Origin of the sequence: Arthrobacter woluwensis (genome assembly GCF_030816155.1) — a bacterium.
GTDB lineage: Bacteria > Actinomycetota > Actinomycetes > Actinomycetales > Micrococcaceae > Arthrobacter_E > Arthrobacter_E woluwensis_A.
Genome location: NZ_JAUSXR010000001.1, coordinates 70583 through 90370, shown reverse-complemented (window position 1 = coordinate 90370; position 19788 = coordinate 70583). Strand labels below are relative to the sequence as shown.

Sequence of the window (19788 nt, the reverse complement as noted above, 5' to 3'; positions counted from 1 at the left end):
GGATCTGACACTATGATGCGGGTCACAGTTAAGTCAACAGCGTTGACATCGTTAATGACATCGAGGCTGACTCCCTTGACGCGCCGGCCTCGGCATCGTGTACCGTGGGGTTCCAGAACCGAGGCATGGAAGCGGGGTGGATAGATGGCGCAGGCCGCGCAGCCCAGTGATCGCCGCGCACGGCTTGACCCGGAAACCATCATCGACGCAGTCCTGAAAATCGCCGGACAGGAACCCGGCGAGCGCCTGACGTTCCGCCGCCTGGGCGAGGAACTCGGAGTGGACGCCACCGCGGTGTACCGGCATTTCCGCAATCGGGACGCCATCATCCGCGCGGCTCTGGACCGGCTCTTCGCCCTCTCCGTGGAACGCACGCTGGCCGCAGGCCGGCAGCGTGACTGGCGGGCCCGGCTCGAAGCTTATCTGGACGAACTGCTCAGGGTCTTCATGCAGTACCCCTCCCTGGGCAGCGAATCCTTCGCCACGGACACCTACGGTCCCGGCGAGCTGAAAGCCATCGAGTTCGTGCTGCAGTGCCTCACGGACGCGAAGCTCCCCAAGGAGCGCGTGGTGCACTACTACGCGGCCCTCGAAAGCTACACGCTGGCCCTCGGCGCCGGGATCGCCCTGGAGATCCAGCGGCTTCCCGATTCCCAGGGACACGACCCGTGGCTCAACCCGCGGGTGTTCTCCCACCTGTCCGGGCACCCGCTGCTCGAAAAGCATCACCGGGCCCTGCAAGGGCTCGACTCCCTCAGCACGTTCCAGGCCGGCCTCGCCGCCATCCTGGACAGCGCTGAGCGCGAAAGCGACCTCTCTGCCATGTGAGTGCTCAGCCGTGGCGGGTTCCGAGGCGATCCACCACGGCTGAGCACTCACAGTCAGAGAAGGGCGCACCATGCACCAGTTCATCAACGGCAAGGCCGTCACCGGCGCCTCCGGAGCCACCCAGGACGTGATCAACCCGGCCACGGGTGAGGTCACCGCCACCGTCACCCTCGCGGGTCTGCGTGACCTGGAGGCCGCCGTCGCCGCCGCCCGCGCCGCGTTCCCCGCGTGGTCCCGCACCACCCCCGGAGAGCGCTCCGCGATCCTCCAGCGTTTCGCCCGCATCCTGGAGGCCCGTGCCGAGGAGTTCGCCCAGGCGGAGAGCTCCCAGACCGGCAAGCCGCTGCGCCTGTGCCGCGAGTTCGACGTCCCGGGCACCATCGACAACGTCGACTTCTTCGCCGGCGCCGCCCGGAACCTCGAAGGCAAGGCCATGGCGGAGTACTCGGCCGACCACACCTCGGCCATCCGCCGCGAGGCGATCGGCGTCATCGGGTCCATCGCGCCGTGGAACTACCCGCTCCAGATGGCCGCGTGGAAGATCCTGCCCGCCATCGCCGCGGGCAACACGATCATCCTCAAGCCAGCGGAGATCACTCCCCTGACGTCCGTGATGTTCGCCGAGGCGCTGACCGAGGCGGGCCTGCCGGACGGCGTCGTGAACGTCCTGGTGGGGAGCGGCAGCACCATCGGCGCGGCGCTCATGCGCCATCCCCACGTGGACATGGTCTCCTTCACCGGTTCCACCGCCGTGGGCCGCACGGTGCTCGAGGCCGCCGCGGTGAACGCCAAGCGCGTGCACCTGGAGCTGGGCGGCAAGGCGCCCTTCGTCGTGTTCGACGACGCCGACATCGACGCCGCGGTGCACGGCGCCGTCGCGGGTTCCCTGATCAACTCGGGCCAGGACTGCACGGCGGCCACCCGCGCGCTGGTGCACCGCAGTGTCTACCAGGAGTTCGTGGACAAGCTCGCCGCGCGGTTCGACGGCATCGTCCTGGGCACCCCGGAGAACGACGGCGCGGACATCGGCTCGCTGTCCTCCTTCCGTCACCGGGACCACGTGGCCGGCATGGTCGAGCGGGCGCGCGGCTACGCCCGGGTGGCGGCCGGCGGGTACATCCCCACCGAGGACGGCCTGGGCGACGGCGCGTTCTACCGCCCCACCCTGATCGTGGACGCCGCCCCGGACTCCGAGATCGTCAAGAACGAGGTGTTCGGTCCCGTCCTGGTCGTCCTGCCCTTCGATGACGACGACGAGGCCATCGCCCTCGCCAACGACACCGTCTACGGGCTGGCCGCCTCCGCCTGGACCTCGAACATCCAGCGCGCCCTCCGCGCGACCCGCGAGATCAAGGCCGGATGCGTGTGGGTGAACGACCACATCCCGATCATCTCCGAGATGCCGCACGGCGGCTTCAAGCAGTCCGGCTTCGGCAAGGACATGTCCGCCTACTCCTTCGAGGAGTACACCCAGGTCAAGCACGTGATGTTCGAACTGGGCGGCGTCGTGGAGAAGGAGTGGCACCGCACCATCTTCGCGCTGCGCTGACCGAGACGGGGCGACGGGCGCCCCGGGGGCCGCACCGCCCGGGGCCCGCACCGCCCGGAAAGCACCCCCGGATCAGCGCCGCCCGGATAAGCAGAGGCCGTCCCTCGCCGTGGATTCCCACGGTGAGGGACGGCTTCCGGCATCTAGCGGGTCACCCCTCGGCCGCCTGGACTTCCTCGCGGGCGGCCGCGATGGCGTCGGTGAGCTTCATGATCATCTCTTCGAACAGGGCGACCTGCTCCTCCGAGTACTCCCCCAGCACCGGCATCATGTGCTCGACCATGGGGTCGAACATCTCCCGGCCCGTCGCGCGGGCGCTCGGGGTCGAGCTGAGCACCAGCTGGCGCCGGTCCACCGGGCTCGGATGCCGTTGCAGATGCCCCGACGCCTCGAGGCGGTCGAGCACGGACGTCATGGCCGCCGAGCTGAGGATCAGGAGCCGGCGGAGGTCGCGGGGCGTGACGGTCGCGCCGGTCCGGTCGGCCTCTACGACGGCGTTGATCGCGTGGATGTCGTTGCGGGCCAGCCCGTGATGACGCCGGACCACTTCGGAGTAACGTTCCGCTTCGGTGGTGAACTTCTGCAGGAGGAACAGCACTTCGAACCCGGGGGCGGCGGCGAGGCGCTCACGTTCCGGGGATGACTCCACGCCGAAGGCGCTTTCTTCCGCATGCATGCGATACATCTTAGGATCTCCCGGCCGTCTGGGCCTGTTGCGCCCCGGATTCGGACATCATCTTGAGGCGATCCAGGGCGTCCTTCCGGGAATCCGCGAGGTCCACGCACGGTTCGGGGTACTCGGGCATGTTCAGTTCCGGGATCCACTCCGCGAGGTACCGGCCGTCCGGGTCATGGGTCTTCGCCTGGATCTGCGGATTGAAGATCCGGAAGAACGGCGCGGCGTCCGCGCCACTGCCTGCAGCCCATTGCCAGTTGAAGGGGTTCGCGGCGGCGTCCGCATCCACCAGGGTGTCCCAGAACCACTGCTCGCCCAGCCGCCAGTGGATGCCGAGATTCTTCACCAGGAAGCTCGCGCTGACCATCCGCACCCGGTTGTGCATCCACCCGGTGTTCCACAGCTGGCGCTGGCCCGCGTCCACGAGCGGGATGCCCGTGGTCCCCCGCTGCCAGGCGTGCAGCAGGGCGGCCATGTCCGCATCCCCGGATCCGCCGTCGGGCTCATCCTCGCCCGGGAGCCACCACGGATGGCGGTCGAACTCCGGGCGGAGGTTCACCGTGGCCAGCCGTGGATGGTGATAGAGCTGGTGCCACGCGAACTCCCGCCAGCCCAGTTCAGAGGCGAACGTCGCGGAGCTCTCGGGCGCCTCCCGGCGCAGTGGCGCCAGCCCGGCCCACACCTGGAAGGGGCTCACGTGCCCCCAGCGCAGATAGGGCGAGAGCCGGCTGGAGCCGTCGACGCCGGGCCGCTCCCGGGCCTCGCGATAGTCGGCCAGGCGCTCGTCGAGGAAGTCCGCGAGCGCCTCCTGCCCGGCCTGCTCGCCGGGTGTCCAGGCCTCGGCCAGCGGCCCCGACCAGTCCGGATGGCTGGGCAGAAGCTCCAGGTCCCCCAGCTGCAGCCCGCCCGGCACGGCGAGGTTCCGGGCATCCTGCGGTTCCGGCACGGCCAGTGGCGGCCGGAAATCCTGGGCGCTCAGCGTCTTCCAGAACGGGGTGAACACGCGGTACGGATTGCCCTGCCACGTGGCGATGCGCCAGGGTTCATGCAGCAGCGTGGCCTGGAAGCTCTTGCCCGTGCGGCCGGCCGCCGCCAGGAGGGCTTTGACCGCCTGGTCGGCCCGCCGCTCGGGAGCGCCGTAACGACGGTTCCAGAAGACGGCGCCGGCTGCCGCGCGCGATGCCACGTCCGGCACCACCGAAGCAGCCGGCCCACGGCGGATCACCAGTGGCACGTTGAGCTCGGCGAGCCGCTCCCGCAGGTCGGCGAGCGCGTGGTGCAGCCACCAGCGCGCGGCGCCCCCGAGAGGCCGCACGCCGGGCGACTGTTCGTCCAGCACATACAGCGCGATCGCCGGCCCGGCGTCGAGGGCGGCCCGCAGGGCGGGATGGTCCGCCGTGCGCAGGTCGTCACGGAACCAGACGATGGAGACTTCCGGCCTCCCGGTCATGGCATCACCTCTTGAATCGCTCGATTATCTACAAATATGATCGTCTAGTAAACGAGGCGTGTCCAGACAGGGTGTGTCCAGACAGGAGGAGTCCGATGTCCACTGAAGACCACGGAGACCGCAGGCGCCGGACGATCGCCGTCGCGGGCGCGACCGGATATCTGGGCGGACGGCTCGTCCCCCGGCTCGTCGAAGCGGGGCACCGGGTCCGAGTGCTGGCCCGCACCCCGGAGAAACTCCGCGACGTCCCCTGGCGGCACGACGTCGAGGTCGTGCCCGGGAGCCTCGAGGACGCCGACGCGATGGACGCCCTCTGCCGCGGCGCCGACGTCCTCTACTACCTGGTGCACTCGATGGGCGGCGGATCCCATGAGCGCTTCGCGGAACGCGAGCGTGTGGGCGCGCAGACCGTCGCCCAGGGCGCCCAGCGCGCCGGCGTCGGACGCATCGTCTATCTCAGCGGCCTCAACCCCGGAACCAACCTGAGCCGCCATCTGCAGTCCCGGCGCGACGTCGGGCGCATCCTCCTCGCGTCCGGCGTCCCGACCGCGGTGCTGCAGGCGGGCCTCGTGATCGGATCCGGATCGGCGAGTTTCGAGATGATCCGGCACTTGACGGACGTCCTGCCGGTCATGCCCGCGCCGCGCTGGGTCCTGAACCGGGTCCAGCCGATCGCCGTGCGGGACGCCCTCTACTACCTCGAGGAGGCCGCCGATCTGCCGCCCGAAGTGAACACGACCTTCGACATCGGCGGACCGAGCGTCCTCACGTATGCGGACATGATGAAGGACTACGCCCGGGCCGCCGGGCTGCGGCCGCCCGTCATCCTGCCCCTGCCGGTGCTCACCCCCTGGCTGGCCGCGCAATGGGTGAATCTCGTGACGCCCATCCCGCGGTCCCTGGCGGTGCCGCTGGTCGAATCACTGCAGAACGACTGCGTCGTGCGCGAGCACTCGATCGACCAGCACATCGCTCCCCCACCCGGCGGGCTGACCGATTACCGGCGGGCCGTCGAACTGGCGCTCGTCAAGATCGAACGCGGCGAAGTGGAGACCACCTGGGCCGGGTCGAGCGCGGTGCAGACGCCCTCCGACCCCCTGCCGAGCGACCCCGACTGGACCGGCGGCACGGTGTTCACGGACACAAGGGTCCAGAAGACGGACGCCTCACCCGAGGAGCTGTGGGATGTCATCCAGGGGATCGGCGGTGAGAACGGCTGGTACTCCTTCCCGCTCGCCTGGTCGGTGCGCGGCTGGATCGACAAGCTGGCGGGCGGCGTCGGCCTGCGTCGGGGCCGACGCGACCCGCGACTGCTCCACCTCGGCGACGTCCTCGACTGGTGGCGCGTGGAGGCCCTCGACCCCGGCCACCTGCTCCGGCTCCGCGCCGAGATGAAGGTGCCTGGGCGGGCGTGGCTGGAGCTGTCGATCGAGCAGTCCGACGGCGTCACCGAGTACCACCAGCGCGCGATCTTCCTGCCGCACGGCCTGCCCGGCCGGCTGTACTGGCTCGCGGTCCTGCCGTTCCACGGCGTGATCTTCAAGGGGATGGCCGTGCGCATCACGGAGGCCGCCGCTCGCCGTGCGAGCGTGAGCCGGCACGAGGCGAACGCCGGGAGCTGACGGGAGCTGACGGACGGGCCCTGAACCGGCGAAGGCGGTGTGCAACTGCGGTCATCTCCGCCCGCACCTCCCGGCTCACGCCTAGGCTGGCTTCATGCCCGACCTCACCCTGGGGCTCTGCTCCGTCACCTTCCGGCACCTCGACGTTCCCGGAGTCCTCGCCGCGGCGAGCGGCGCCGGCCTGGCGGGGATCGAATGGGGTTCCGATGTGCACTGCCCGGACCCGGCCGCCGCCCTCGAAGTCCGCCGCCTCACCGAGGCCGCGGCGCTGCGCGTCCTTTCCCTGGGCTCCTACCACCGGGCCGAGTCGCACGACGACGACTTCCGCCCCGTCCTCGACACCGCACTCGCGCTGGGCACACCACGGATCCGCGTCTGGGCGGGCACGCTCGGCACCGAGGCGTCCAGCCCGGCTCACCGGGCGCGGGTGATCCGCGGCCTGCGGGATGCCGCCGACGCGGCGGCGGAGGCCGGCGTCGTGCTGGCACTGGAGTATCACCGCAACACCCTCACCGATACCCTGGAGAGCACGCAGGCGCTGCTGGAGGAGGTGGACCGGGATAACGTCGGCGTGTACTGGCAGCCGAATGTGGATCAGCCCGCCGAGGAAGCTCTTCGCCACCTCGAAGCACTGCTGCCCCGGCTGTCCGGGGTGCACTGTTTCTCCTGGTGGCCGTTCGATGCGCGTCTGCCGCTGGAGGCCCGCGAGGACCTGTGGCTCGGCGCCGCCGAGGTGCTGCGGGGGGCGGACAGACCGGTGGACGTGATGTTCGAATTCGTGCCGGAGGACTCCCCTGAGGCCCTGACGCGCGACGCCGACTGGCTGAGGCGGGCGATCGGGCAGGACTGACGCCCGGCCGGGCGGCGTAGACTTGAGTCGCTATGCTGCGCACCATGTTCAAGTCCAAGATCCACCGTGCCACGGTGACCCACGCCGATCTCCACTATGTGGGTTCGGTGACAGTGGACCTCGACCTGCTGGAAGCCTCGGACATCCTGCCGGGCGAACTCGTCTCGATCGTGGACGTCACGAACGGTTCGCGGCTGGAGACGTACACGATCGCGGGTGAGCGAGGCTCCGGCGTGATCGGGATCAATGGCGCCGCCGCGCATCTGGTCCACGTGGGCGACACCGTCATCCTGATGAGCTACGGCCAGATGACCAGCGAGGAAGCGCGCGCGTTCGTCCCCAGCGTGGTGCATGTGGACGGCGAGAACCGCATCATCCAGCTGGGCTCGGATCCCGCGGAAGCCGTCACGGCCGGCTCGGTCCGCCCGCCGTACGCGGTCTGAACCGCCCAGCGCTCCAGCTCTCCGGGTTCCCTCCCCGCCGGACACCCGGATCCCTGCACACCTCTCCGGCGCGATGACGCCGGCGTGCCGGCCCCGGACTTCACAGCACCGCCGCGCTGCCCTCGCCCCACGCATTTCGTGCAATCCTGACGACGCCGAAGGCCCCGTCGCTCCAGGTGAGGAGCAACGGGGCCTTCAGTGGCCGCAGCGAGGGGTCAGTGCTGGCGGCGACGGCGGAAGATCAGCAGCGCGGCGCCGCCGAGGAACAGAAGTGCTCCTGCGGCGATGGTGCCGAATCCGATGTTCGCGCCGGTGTAGGCGAGGTCTCCGCCCGGTGCCGGGTTGGCCGGTGCCGGATCACCAGGGACACCGGGCTTGGTGCTCTGGTAAGTGACGGTGACCTTAGCCCGGGTTTCCTTGCCGTTCTTGTCCTTGATCAGGTACTCGATCGGGGTCGGATTTCCGGTGAAGCCCTTCTCTGGGGTGAACGTGATGTCGCCGGTCTTCGAGTTCACGGTCCAGGTGCCTTCACCTGGAACGACGAGCTTGTCGACCGGGGTGCCGGTGCGGGGATCGATGATCTTGACCGTGGACGGGTCCAGGTTTCCTTCATCGTTTCCGACCACCGGGACGGTGACCGCGGTACCCGGCTGGTTGTCCAAGGACTCATCGTCCTTGGCCTTAGGCGCCACCGGAGTCTCCGGAGAGTAGGTGACCGTGACCTTCGCCCCGGTCTCGTTGCCGTTACGGTCCTTCACGGTGTAGTTGACCGGGGTGGGGTTACCCGTGAAGCCCTTCTCCGGGGTGAAGATGATGTCACCGGTCTTCGGATCCACCGTCCACTTACCCTGACCCGGAACGACCAGCTCGGAAACCGGTTTGCCGTTCTTGTCCGTGATCTTCACCGTGGACGGGTCCAGATCGCCCTTGTCATTGCCGAGCACCGGCACCTTGACAGCCGTTGCCGGCTTGTTGTTCAGGGACTGATCGTCGGTGGCTTCCGGCTTGTAGGTCACGGTGACCTTGGCACCGGTCTCCTGCCCGTTCTTGTCCTTCACGGTGTAGTTCACCGGGGTCGGGTTACCCGTGAAGCCGGCCTCCGGAGCGAAGGTGACGTCACCGGTCTTGGGATCCACCGTCCACTTACCCTCACCCGGGACGGTCAAGGAATCAACGGGGTTACCGTCCTTGTCCTTGAGCTTCACCGTGGAGGGATCGAGGTCGCCCTTATCGTTGGCCAGCACCGGCACCTTGACAGCCGTTCCCTGGTCATTGTTCAGGGACTGATCGTCGGTGGCTTCCGGCTTGTAGGTCACGGTGACCTTCGCACCGGTCTCGTTGCCTGCGTGATCCTTCACGGTGTAGTTGACCGGCGTCGGGTTACCCGTGAAACCGGCCTCAGGGGTGAAGGTGATGTCACCGGTCTTCGGATCCACGGTCCACTTACCCTCACCAGCAACGGTCAAGGAATCAACGGGGTTACCGTTTGCATCCTTGAGCTTCACCGTGGAGGGGTCGAGGTCGCCCTTATCGTTGGCCAGCACCGGCACCTTGACTGCCGTTCCCTGAGGGTTGTTGAGCGACTGGTCGTCGGTGGCTTCGGGCTTGTAGGTCACGGTGACCTTCGCACCGGTCTCCTGCCCGTTCTTGTCCTTCACGGTGTAGTTCACCGGCGTCGGGTTACCCGTGAAACCGGCCTCCGGGGTGAAGGTGATGTCACCGGTCTTCGGATCCACGGTCCACTTACCCTCACCAGCAACGGTCAAGGAATCAACGGGGTTACCGTTTGCATCCTTGAGCTTCACCGTGGAGGGGTCGAGGTCGCCCTTATCGTTGGCCAGCACCGGCACCTTGACTGCCGTTCCCTGAGGGTTGTTGAGCGACTGGTCGTCGGTGGCTTCGGGCTTGTAGGTCACGGTGACCTTGGCACCGGTCTCCTGCCCGTTCTTGTCCTTCACGGTGTAGTTCACCGGCGTCGGGTTACCCGTGAAACCGGCCTCCGGAGCGAAGGTGATATCACCGGTCTTGGGATCCACCGTCCACTTACCCTCACCAACAACAGTCAAGGAATCAACGGGATTGCCGTTCGGATCCTTCAGCTTCACCGTGGAGGGATCGAGGTCGCCCTTATCGTTCTTCAGGGTGGGCACGGTGACGGTAGTTCCCTGGTCGTTGTTCAGGGACTCGTCATCGGTGGCTTCCGGCTTGTACGTCACCGTGACCTTGGCACCGGTCTCGTTGCCGTTTTTGTCCTTCACCGTGTAGTTCACCGGGGTCGGATTACCCGTGAAGCCGGCCTCCGGAGCGAAGGTGATGTCACCGGTCTTCGGATCCACGGTCCACTTACCCTCACCAGCAACGGTCAAGGAATCAACGGGGTTACCGTTTGCATCCTTGAGCTTCACCGTGGAGGGGTCGAGGTCGCCCTTATCGTTGGCCAGCACCGGCACCTTGACTGCCGTTCCCTGAGGGTTGTTGAGCGACTGGTCGTCGGTGGCTTCGGGCTTGTAGGTCACGGTGACCTTCGCACCGGTCTCCTGCCCGTTCTTGTCCTTCACGGTGTAGTTCACCGGCGTCGGGTTACCCGTGAAACCGGCCTCCGGGGTGAAGGTGATGTCACCGGTCTTCGGATCCACGGTCCACTTACCCTCACCAGCAACGGTCAAGGAATCAACGGGGTTACCGTTTGCATCCTTGAGCTTCACCGTGGAGGGGTCGAGGTCGCCCTTATCGTTGGCCAGCACCGGCACCTTGACTGCCGTTCCCTGAGGGTTGTTGAGCGACTGGTCGTCGGTGGCTTCGGGCTTGTAGGTCACGGTGACCTTGGCACCGGTCTCCTGCCCGTTCTTGTCCTTCACGGTGTAGTTCACCGGCGTCGGGTTACCCGTGAAACCGGCCTCCGGAGCGAAGGTGATATCACCGGTCTTGGGATCCACCGTCCACTTACCCTCACCAACAACAGTCAAGGAATCAACGGGATTGCCGTTCGGATCCTTCAGCTTCACCGTCGACGGATCCAGATCACCCTTATCGTTCTTCAGGGTGGGCACGGTGACGGTAGTTCCCTGGTCGTTGTTCAGGGACTCGTCATCGGCGGCTTCCGGCTTGTACGTCACCGTGACCTTGGCACCGGTCTCGTTGCCGTTTTTGTCCTTCACCGTGTAGTTCACCGGGGTCGGATTACCCGTGAAGCCGGCCTCCGGAGCGAAGGTGATGTCACCAGTCTGCGGATCCACCGTCCACTTACCCTCACCAGCAACAGTCCACGAATCAACGGGATTGCCGTTCGGATCCTTCAGCTTCACCGTCGACGGATCCAGATCACCCTTGTCATTGGACAGAACCGGAACCTTCACCGCCGTACCCTGATCGTTATTCAAGGACTGATCGTCAGCGGCCACAGGCATTTCGGCGTAAGTGATCGTGACCTTGGCACCGGTTTCGTTGCCTGCATGGTCCTTCACGATGTAGTTGACCGGGGTGGGGTTGCCGGTGAAACCGGCCTCCGGGGTGAAGGTGATGTCACCGGTCTTCGGTTCCACGGTCCACTTACCCTCACCAGCAACAGTCAAGGAGTCGACGGGGTTACCGTTCGGATCCTTGAACTTGACGGTCGACGGGTCGAGGTCGCCCTTGTCGTTCTTCAGGGCCGGGACCGTAACAGTGGTGCCCTGCTTGTTATTCAGAGATTCATCATCGGTGGCTTCCGGCTTATAGGTCACCGTGACCTTCGCACCAGTTTCCTGACCGTTCTCATCCTTCACCGTGTAGTTCACCGGCGTCGGGTTCTTCGTGAACCCGGCCTCCGGGGTGAACGTCACGTCGCCGGTCTTCGGATCCACCGTCCACTTACCCTCACCAGCAACAGTCAAAGAGTCGACGGGGTTACCGTTCGGATCCTTCAACTTCACCGTCGACGGGTCCAGATCACCCTTGTCATTGGACAAGACCGGGACCTTCACCGCGGTGCCCTGGTCGTTATTCAAGGACTGATCATCAGTGGCAGTCGGTCCGGCCGAGTAGCCTGCGTCGATGTCGTTCTGCTCCGGAGTATCGGAGTTCAGATCGAGGGTTCCGGTTTCGCCTGCGGCATTGATGTCGGAGTCCTTGGTGCGATCATCACCGGCTGCGGGAACCGTCGGAGACATGCCCGCTGGTGCGCCGCTGAAGCGAAGCTTGTACTTGCCCAGCGGCAGATCCTGGAAGTTGTAGGCGCCGTTGGCATCGGTGGTGGTCGTGATGGGGTTGCCGTTGGCGTCAAGGACGGGCTGGCCGTTCTCATCCAGCAGCTCAACCTTCACACCGGAGATGCCGGCTTCGCCGGCGTCCTGGATGCCGTTGCCGTTGGCATCGTTCCAGACACGGTCACCGATGACGCCGGTCTGGGGCAGGCGCAGGGAGAAGTGAGCCTGGTCATTCTGGACCCTGACAGTGTTGTTGGGCAGCTTCGCGGATTCGCCCCAGGTGGCGTTCAGACCGTTTATACCGTCCATCATCTTCCGGTCGCTGGCGAACCAGTCACTGCCCGTGCCGTACTGAGCGGTGGAGAATGCGGTGAAAGGAGAGACCGTGTGATCGATGCGGAACGTCACGGTGCTGAAAGTGCCACGCATGAGGACCGACCCGCAGCCTGCGGTATCGACTCGGGGACTCGCGTTGCTTGCGCCCGGGTTGTCCTGCACGGGAGCATCACAGTTACCGCCAGCGTTGCGTGAGGCCGGCTTGAAGCTGTCAGCCGTGATCGCCAGATTCGATGGCGTGGTGCCCTGTGGAGCTTCCAGCGTCACCCCCTGGGTCAGAAGCTTCCAGTTCTGCTGAAGGAACCCGCCCCGGTAAGAATATGGGTCGTTGGAGGAGTCTCTAGCCCTGGCCCAGAGATAACCACCTAGGCCACTCACATCCAGAATCGGATCGGTCACAGCATGATCAAAGGTGATGGTGACCTCGGAGGCGTCTTCACACACCCCATTGAAGTTGGTCTTCTCCATCGAGTCGAAAGTGCCACAGTTCGAAGGATTGGTCTCCACTGCAACGGCAGGCAGGCTGGATGGAGTGGGCGAGCCAAGGAACGTTTGGGATGAAGCTCTCCATGCATCCTGGTGCCCGACAGCATCCAGGACGTTAGTGCCCTTGACAGTTCCGGCGCTCTCTTTAAGCTCCATCTTGATTCCGATGTTGCCTGTCCGCGTAGGCAGCCGAGAGGTGGCTTCATAGGTTGCGTTGTTACGCAGAGCGGGCAAGGTGTTATCAGTTGAGGCAGATCCTGGGTTCACCAGCTGCCACGTGTCGTTGAACACGTAACCGTTCTCAGCGGCCGCGGACGCAGCGGGGGCCATGGCGAGTGACGCGCCAAGCGTGCCGCTCACCGCGACGGCAGCAGCCAGCACCGAGGCGCCGATCTTACGCGCATCGTGCAATGGCATTCTTCGTCTATGACGCGCAGGTTGTCTCATAGCAGGTTGGCTCATATCGGTCTCCTTCAGGGTGCAAACATCTCCAACGGGAAAGCACGAGTCTGCCGGCGAGCGAGGGACACGCCAGACCGACCCGCCTCCAGTCCACGCGGCCCCCAGCTGGTCTGAAGCAGATATCAAAGGACAGACAAGCCCGCGCAACTCGTACCTATCACTCAGAATAGTGGCTATTCAAATGTCGGGCAATTGCACACCGAAGGTGACGGAACCGCTAGTCCGGCTAGGCACGCGGGGAACGTCCGAGCCGAACCCGCCGAGGCGCTCCATGCACTACGCCCGACTACTCGTTCGGTTGACAGTAGGCGCTCGATAGTGTCCTTGGCCTACCCTTGGAACTGTGACATCTCTGCGCCCCGCCACCCGCAACATCCCTCTTTCAGTCCAGATCGGGGATCAATTGCGCGAGAACATCACGAATGGCACCTGGCCGGTCGGCACCAAGGTCCCCGGCGAATTCGAGCTCATGAAGACCTTTGAGACGAGCCGGAACACAGTGCGGGAGTCGCTGCGCGCCTTGGTTCACCTCGGCCTCCTCGAGTCCCGGCCCGGCGACGGAACCTACGTCCGCTCGACCAGCGAACTCGGGGCCGTCCTCGCTCGCCGCGTCAAGGACGATGGGTCGGATGAAGTTCTTGAAGTGCGCGCCGGACTGGAGATCCAGGCATCGCGGTTGGCCGCGACCCGCGTCACGGACGATCAACTCCACCTGATTTCAGGGCATCTGCACGACCGTGAGAACGCCGGCGACGCACAGGAACGACTCCTGGCTGACATCCGCTTTCATCGAGCCATCGTGGAAGCCTCGGGCAATCCCCTGATGGCCGAACTCCATTACGGCCTCGAACCGGCAATCCTCGAGAACGCGAAAAACTATCCGAAGATCGAGGATCCGGCCGCTTTGGAGCAGGAACACCGGGATCTTCTGAGCGCACTTCAGCAGAGAGATGCGAACGCGGCCGTCGTCGCGGCCCAGGCGATCGTGGACGGCTTCAGATAGGGGTCAGCCCCGCCGGCGTCCCGCATTCGCACACGTCGGGCCCCACGGACCATCCTTCCCAATTGTCGTACACTTGACAGGTGAATGTCGATCACACCACCCCTCCGGCAGACGGCACCTCGTACAGCTTCGCGCAGCGTCTCGAACACTGGATCAGCTCCGGCGTGTGGCCCACCGGCACCACGCTGCCCAGCGTCCCCGAGCTCGGCCGGATCTTCAAAGACCAGGACATGGCGAGCATCCAGGAAGTCCTGGACGGTTTCCTGTCCCAAGGTGTTCTTCTGCACGACGCCGAGTCGGGCCGCCTGTCCGCTCGAGACCGGGGCTCTTCCCCCGGCAGCGGCCATGGAAATGCCGACCTCGACCAGCCCTTCGTCAGCGTTGCGGACCGGGCACATGCCCTCGGGGAGGCCCGCAACGCACTGCTGTGCCAGTGCGTCCGCCGCCTGGCGTCTCAGGCGACCCAGGAGGACCTAGACCCACCCTGGAGTTCGCTCTTGCCCGTGCCACGGAGACCCAGACGGCGGAGAGCCTGGCGGCATTCGACCGTGAACTCGTCCTCCGGACCGGTAACGGCCTGATGCTGCGGATCTACGATCGGTTGAGCGACCTGGGAACGACGGAGTCCAGCGCCGTTCCCAGCGCCCCATCACCCGCTCAGGTACTCGCCCGGACCGAACTCCTGACGGCGATCGGCGCCCGGGAGACCTCCGCCGCGGTCCGCTTCACCGAAGGGCTCCTGACCTCGCGCCAACGCGTGGCCTGAGATCGGCACTGCTGCCGGTCTTCGCCTCCAAGCCACCACCCCATCGGTCTGCTCCTCAGTTTTCTGCGGCGCCTGACCTGGGAAATGCGGCGCCTGACCTGAGAAATCAGCACGCCGGGACCGCGTATCGGCGCTTGAATGCCTGGAGCCCGCCAGCGTTGACGCTGGCGGGCTCCAGGCATCTCACGCCGTTTTTGGCACGGCCGTGCTTCTCAGCAATCGGACTCTGCGGCCTCCCGACGGCGGAACGCGACCACGAGCGCCAGTCCGGTGAGCACCAGAGCCGCCGCACCGAGCGCCAGGCCCGGACCGCTGGCCGCGCCCGTCTCAGCGAGGGGCGGTGCCGTCGGCGTCGGCGTTCCCTTGAGCGTCACCGACGACGGCTGCGAGCCGACGGCGGAGCCATCCGGAGCGATGGCGGATGCCGTCGCCGTGTTGCTCAGCTTCCCCTGGGCAAGGTCTTCGCCCGTCACGACATAGGCGGCGGTGCACCGCACCGAGGCGCCGGGTGCCAGCCCCGCCGTTTCCTTCGGGCAGGAGACCGGAGACAGCTTGCCGCTCCCCGAGAACGATCCCTCGCGCACGGCCGGCTCCCTGAGGGTGACATTGCCCGTGTTGGTGATCGTGAACGTGTAGACGACGCGCTCCCCCACGTGGCTGAGCACCGTCCGGTCAGCCGTCTTCACCAGGGTGAGCGCCGGCGTCGGTTTCTGAGGCACGGACACCTCGGAAGGCTGTGAGCCCACGGGCTGCCCGGAGGGCGTCTTCCCGGAAGCGGTAGCGGTATTCGTCACCGAACCCCGGTCGACATCCGCCTGAGTCACCAGATAGGTGGCCGTGCAGATCACCGACGCCCCCGGCGCCACGGACCTCGCGGCCTCCGGACACGTGATCCCCGACATCCGACCCGAGCCCGTGAACGAGCCTTCCTGAATGGTCACGTCCGTCAGGGTCACGTTTCCGGTGTTCGTGGCCACGAAGGAGTATGCGACCTTCTCCCCCGCCTTCAGGGTGGTCTTGTCGGCCGACTTCACCAGCGACAGGCCGGGATGCGGATCCTGCGGGACGGTGACCTCCGACGGCTCCGAGGTCACGGGGTCGCCCGTGGGCGGGGTCCCCGTGGCCGTGGCGGTGTTGTGCAGCGAACCACGGTCCACATCAGCCTGCGTCACCTCATAGCTCGCAGTGCACGTGGCGCTGTCTCCGGGAGCCAGAGGCGTCTTCGGGCAGGACGTGGCGCCGAGCGTGCCGGAGCCGGTGAACGTTCCCTCGGTGACCTTGAGGTCGTGCAGGGTGACGTTGCCCGTGTTGGTGATTTTGAAGGAATAGGTGATCGTCTCACCCGCCTTCAGCTCGGTCTTATCTGCGGACTTGGTCATCGTCAGGTCCGGTTTCGGGTCTCCCGGAAGGGTGACCTCGGAGGGGGATGATCCGACCGGCTTACCCGAGGGATCGTCACCGCTCGCCGTCGCCGAGTTGTGCACCGAGCCGCGGTCCACATCCTCCTGAGTGACGGTGTACGTCGCAGTGCAGCGAACCGACTCTCCAGGCGCCAGGCTCTTCGCCGCGTCGGGGCAGCTGATCTCGGAGAGCTTCCCGGAACCGGTGAATTCCCCTTCGGTGATCTTCACGTCGTGGAGGGTCACGTTGCCGGTGTTGGTGGCGTCGAAGTAGTACGTCACCTTCTGGCCCGCGACGAGTTCCGCCGTGCTCGCACTCTTCTGCAGCGCGATCCCCGGCTTCTGATCCACAGGGACGGTCACCGACGACGGTGAGGATTTCACCGGCGAACCCGCGGGCGGTGTCCCCTCGGCAGTCGCCGTGTTCTGGACGGATCCACGATCCACATCTGCCTGCGTGACCTGGTAGCTCGCCGTGCAGGTCACGGAAGCACCCGGCGCGAGGGACTTGGCTGCGTCAGGACAGTCGATGGCGGACATTTTTCCGCTTCCGGTGAAGGAACCCTCCGCGATCGCTAAGTCATGCAGGGTGACGTTCCCGGTGTTGGTCACCGCGAAGGAGTAGCTGATGGTGTCACCCACGGCGCCCACCCGGGAGGGCGAAGCGCTCTTCTGCAAACTGAGGCTCGGCTTCGGGTCGGACGGGACGCTGGCCTGGGACGGCTCCGAGGTCACCGGATCCGCGCCGTTGGGCGGCGTCCCCGCCGCCGTGGCGCTGTTCTTCACGGACCCCCGGTCGACGTCGGCCTGGGTGACCTGATACGTCGCAGTGCACGTGACCGAGTCACCGGGAGCGAGGGACGTCTGCGGGCAGGAGATGGCCGAGAGCTTCCCGGAACCGGTGAAGGATCCCTCGTTGACCTTCACATCCTTCAAGGTCACATTGCCCGTGTTCTTCACGGCGAAGGAGTAGGTGATCGTCTCACCCACGACGAGCTCCGTCTTGTCGGCGGACTTGGTCAGGGTGACAGCAGGCTTCTGCTGCGCCGGGATGCTCACCTTCGACGGGTCGGAGGTGACCGGATCCCCGGTGGGCGGCTGACCGCCGGCGGTCGCCGAGTTGTCCAACGATCCGCGGTCCACATCGACCTGGGTGACCTGATACGTGGCCGTGCACGTCACCTGCTGTCCGGGCGCCAGCGAGGAAGCCGCGTCCGGGCAGGAGACCTGGGGCTTCGCGCCCGATCCCGTGAACTCGTCCTCATTGATGTGGACGTCCTTCAAGGTCACGTTGCCCGTGTTCTTCACGGCGAAGGAGTAGGTGACCGTCTGACCCGCCACGAGCTCCGTCTTGTCCGCCGTCTTGGTCAGCGTGATGCCCGGCTTCGGGTCCTCGGGGATCTTCACGGTGGACGGATCGCTGGTCACCGGGTCCTTGCCCGGCGGCGTCCCGTGGGCCGTCGCGGTGTTCTCCACGGTGCCCTGATCCACATCGGCCTGAGTGACCTGGTAAGTGGCGGTGCACGTGACCTGATCCCCTGGCTTGAGCGCCGACGCCGGGGCCGGGCAGCTGACCACGGGCTTCTCACCGTTGCCGCTGAACGCGGTCTCGTCCACGCCGACATCGTTCAAGGGCACATTGCCCGTGTTGGTGATGACGAAGGAGTACGTCAGGGTTTCCCCGGCGACGAGCTCGGTCTTGTCCACGGACTTCACCAGCGTGAGGGCCGGGGACGCCTTGGTCACCGGGGTCCGGGTCTCGCTGGTGGCCGACTTCACCGTGGCGGTGCTGCCGGGCGGATTGCCGCTGACCGACGCCACATTGTGCACCTCACCTGCGTTCTCATCGTCCGCGGTGATCGTGTACTGCGCGGTGCAGGTGGTGGAGGCGCCGGGCGCCAGATTCCCCGACGGGCAGCTCACTGGACCGACCTTGGGGTCGTCGACGGCGATGTTCGTGAGGGCGGTCTTGCCGGTGTTGGTCACGTCGAACGTGTAGGCGATGGTGTCCCCGGCGTCGGTGATCCCGTCACCGTTCGCGTCCACGGGGGCGCCGGCCTTCTTGGTCAGCGAGATTCCCGTGCTGAGCGCGGTGTTGGTCAGGGTGCACTCGACATCGTCGCCGATCGCGACGAAAATGTCCTGCGAGGTCCCGGCGCCCCCTTGCGGGAGCGAGGGGTCGACCTGGTCGAAATTGGTGCACTTCCACGACGTCGAGTAATTGCTGAGGTTGCCACTCACCGCGCTTTCACGGAAGTGGAACGGCATGCCCGGCACGGGCGTGACGACGGAGTTCTTGCCCGTCGTGGCGCTGGTGCCGGTCGCGCCCGTGGAGCCGTGGGCGACGTCGGCGGCATCACTGCTGATGTCCACCTGGAAGTCGTCGCCCGGGAAGCGCGAGGCCACGGTCTTGTTCATCTTCACCGAAGAGACCAGGACGCCGAAAGCCACTGCCTCGCGGCCACCGCCCACCATGGTCTGGGAGAAGGTGACGGGCCGCTGCGAGGCGAGGATCGCCGTGCCGGTCTTGGCCGCCGTCCCGGCACCCGTACATTTGACCTGCGTGGTGCCGACACCGGTGAAACCACCGGCGCACGCGTTGCCCAGACCATCGCCCGTACGGGTCGCGGTCAGCGAGGTGATGGGACTCGTCGAATTCCAGGTGATCGATTCATTGACGTCCGTGGATTCGGCGTCGGCGCCGACCATGGACCACTGGGTCACTTCCATGCCCTGAGGTGTCACCACGCGCATATTGCTGAGGGTCAGCGTGCTCTTCGGGCCGGTCTGGCCGGCATCCGCCTGATACAGCGCAGGCTTTCCCGCAGTGCCGGAGTAGAAGCCCCGATTGCCGAGGTAGGCGCCGCTCCAGGTGGGGAAGGCGGCCGGAGCGATCGGAGCGCCGCTACGGGTGACCGTGGCGTAAAGGGTGTTCCCGCCGTCGATCGTGAACGCGAAATCCTGGCCGTTGACCGCTTGTGCGGGATCGAGCCCGGAGAAGTCGAGCCAGCACAAGGTGTCGGCGTACTTTCCGGTCCCCGACGCGGAGAAGTGGCACGAAGTGTTGGTGGCGGCTGTGGCCGCCGGTGCGCCCACGACAACCGCGGCAAGAGTGGCGGCCAGGCCTAAGACCACGGCAGCGATGGCCGCCGTGATGTTCCGGAGACGACGCGTGGCATCTCCCAGAAACAGTCCCGAAGACGGCGGGCGCCGCCCTGGAGTCCCATGGTGTCGGCTCCCCCTGGAGCGCAACCAAGTACGAGTGAACATTTCCCCTCCTTGGCGGCGAACCGCCGTTCGGATGCGATCGAGAATCCTGCTGTCCACCCATGGTTTCCTCAAACATACACCGCGTCAAATGTCCGACATTAAATGGCTGAACGTGACGCCTTGAATCCCTTTCGGCATCGAAGACGTATCGCCCGAGGTCGGAGGCGTGATATAGCTTGCATATGCAGATGTCGGACACTTCTGGGGTGCCGACGAAATGCGCTCGAACACGGACGACGGCGGGATCGCCGGCACGACGGGAGGGAACATCATGGGTGGGGACATCCTGAACGACGTCACGAGCTGGCTTTTCGCGATCGGGCTGATGGTGGGCGCGGTCTCACTCATCAGCTTCATCGGCATCGGGCTGGCCCCGCTGTTCCGAAAGGAACCCGCGCCGTCGCGCCCCCGCACTCAGCAGCGCCCCTGAGAACCGTCAAGATCACAGCAACGCACCAAGGGG

The 19788-nt window shown here is 66.1% G+C and carries 13 protein-coding genes; 9 read left to right on the top strand and 4 right to left on the bottom strand.

The genetic code is table 11. The annotated features are described in order from the left end of the window. The first annotated feature begins 144 nt into the window (after positions 1-144). Positions 145-828: a TetR/AcrR family transcriptional regulator gene (locus QFZ52_RS00385; protein ID WP_307495654.1), complete on the top strand. Its 684-nt coding sequence runs from the start codon at positions 145-147 to the stop codon at positions 826-828. A 70-nt stretch (positions 829-898) separates the two neighbouring features. Then, entirely contained in the window at positions 899-2377 is a 1479-nt protein-coding gene (locus QFZ52_RS00380; protein ID WP_307495653.1) for a gamma-aminobutyraldehyde dehydrogenase, read from the top strand. A gap of 151 nt (positions 2378-2528) precedes the next feature. On the opposite strand, the gene QFZ52_RS00375 is transcribed toward QFZ52_RS00380, so the two are convergent. Then, the gene (locus QFZ52_RS00375; protein WP_307495652.1) at positions 2529-3053 is read right to left on the bottom strand and encodes a MarR family winged helix-turn-helix transcriptional regulator; all 525 of its coding nucleotides are present in this window, start codon (positions 3051-3053) and stop codon (positions 2529-2531) included. A gap of 10 nt (positions 3054-3063) precedes the next feature. Next, positions 3064-4503, bottom strand: a complete 1440-nt coding sequence (locus QFZ52_RS00370) for a cryptochrome/photolyase family protein (protein ID WP_307495651.1) — start codon at positions 4501-4503, stop codon at positions 3064-3066. 95 nt (positions 4504-4598) lie between these two features. Here QFZ52_RS00370 and QFZ52_RS00365 point away from each other — a divergent pair, with 95 nt between their 5' ends. From QFZ52_RS00365 to panD, 3 genes are all read left to right on the top strand, one after another. Then, positions 4599-6125 (top strand): SDR family oxidoreductase, encoded by a 1527-nt coding sequence (locus QFZ52_RS00365; RefSeq protein ID WP_307495650.1) that lies wholly within the window; start codon positions 4599-4601, stop codon positions 6123-6125. Positions 6126-6219: 94 nt separating this feature from the next. Beyond that, positions 6220-6975 carry a sugar phosphate isomerase/epimerase family protein gene (locus QFZ52_RS00360; RefSeq protein ID WP_307495649.1) on the top strand — a complete coding sequence of 252 codons (756 nt, stop codon included), beginning with the start codon at positions 6220-6222 and terminating at the stop codon, positions 6973-6975. A 32-nt stretch (positions 6976-7007) separates the two neighbouring features. After that, on the top strand, positions 7008-7418 hold the full coding sequence (gene panD / locus QFZ52_RS00355) for an aspartate 1-decarboxylase (RefSeq protein ID WP_307495648.1): 411 nt from the start codon (positions 7008-7010) through the stop codon (positions 7416-7418). A gap of 215 nt (positions 7419-7633) precedes the next feature. Here panD and QFZ52_RS00350 read toward each other — a convergent pair whose 3' ends face one another. Then, positions 7634-12010 carry an Ig-like domain-containing protein gene (locus tag QFZ52_RS00350; protein WP_307495647.1) on the bottom strand — a complete coding sequence of 1459 codons (4377 nt, stop codon included), beginning with the start codon at positions 12008-12010 and terminating at the stop codon, positions 7634-7636. Between the two features lie 1219 nt (positions 12011-13229). On the opposite strand from QFZ52_RS00350, the gene QFZ52_RS00345 reads away from it, so the two are divergent. The 3 genes from QFZ52_RS00345 to QFZ52_RS00335 all read left to right on the top strand — a co-directional run bounded on the left by QFZ52_RS00345 (position 13230) and on the right by QFZ52_RS00335 (position 14655). Beyond that, positions 13230-13889, top strand: a complete 660-nt coding sequence (locus QFZ52_RS00345) for a FadR/GntR family transcriptional regulator (protein ID WP_307495646.1) — start codon at positions 13230-13232, stop codon at positions 13887-13889. Between the two features lie 80 nt (positions 13890-13969). Beyond that, complete coding sequence (locus QFZ52_RS00340; protein WP_307495645.1) at positions 13970-14470, top strand: hypothetical protein; 501 nt, start codon at positions 13970-13972, stop codon at positions 14468-14470. A gap of 20 nt (positions 14471-14490) precedes the next feature. Continuing rightward, complete coding sequence (locus QFZ52_RS00335) at positions 14491-14655, top strand: hypothetical protein (protein WP_307495644.1); 165 nt, start codon at positions 14491-14493, stop codon at positions 14653-14655. Positions 14656-14867: 212 nt separating this feature from the next. Here the strand turns inward: QFZ52_RS00335 and QFZ52_RS00330 are convergent, their stop codons facing one another. Further along, positions 14868-19151 carry a DUF7507 domain-containing protein gene (locus QFZ52_RS00330; protein WP_307495643.1) on the bottom strand — a complete coding sequence of 1428 codons (4284 nt, stop codon included), beginning with the start codon at positions 19149-19151 and terminating at the stop codon, positions 14868-14870. 391 nt (positions 19152-19542) lie between these two features. On the opposite strand from QFZ52_RS00330, the gene QFZ52_RS00325 reads away from it, so the two are divergent. Beyond that, positions 19543-19755 (top strand): hypothetical protein, encoded by a 213-nt coding sequence (locus tag QFZ52_RS00325; protein ID WP_307495642.1) that lies wholly within the window; start codon positions 19543-19545, stop codon positions 19753-19755. Positions 19756-19788: the final 33 nt, after the last annotated feature.

Coding starts and splice junctions, on each gene's coding strand:
- QFZ52_RS00360 (WP_307495649.1), top strand. CDS start 6,220: ATGCCCGACCTCACCCTGGGGCTCTGCTCCGTCACCTTCCGGCACCTC.
- QFZ52_RS00365 (WP_307495650.1), top strand. CDS start 4,599: ATGTCCACTGAAGACCACGGAGACCGCAGGCGCCGGACGATCGCCGTC.
- QFZ52_RS00385 (WP_307495654.1), top strand. CDS start 145: ATGGCGCAGGCCGCGCAGCCCAGTGATCGCCGCGCACGGCTTGACCCG.
- panD (WP_307495648.1), top strand. CDS start 7,008: ATGCTGCGCACCATGTTCAAGTCCAAGATCCACCGTGCCACGGTGACC.
- QFZ52_RS00370 (WP_307495651.1), bottom strand. CDS start 4,503: ATGACCGGGAGGCCGGAAGTCTCCATCGTCTGGTTCCGTGACGACCTG.
- QFZ52_RS00380 (WP_307495653.1), top strand. CDS start 899: ATGCACCAGTTCATCAACGGCAAGGCCGTCACCGGCGCCTCCGGAGCC.
- QFZ52_RS00375 (WP_307495652.1), bottom strand. CDS start 3,053: ATGCATGCGGAAGAAAGCGCCTTCGGCGTGGAGTCATCCCCGGAACGT.
- QFZ52_RS00325 (WP_307495642.1), top strand. CDS start 19,543: ATGCGCTCGAACACGGACGACGGCGGGATCGCCGGCACGACGGGAGGG.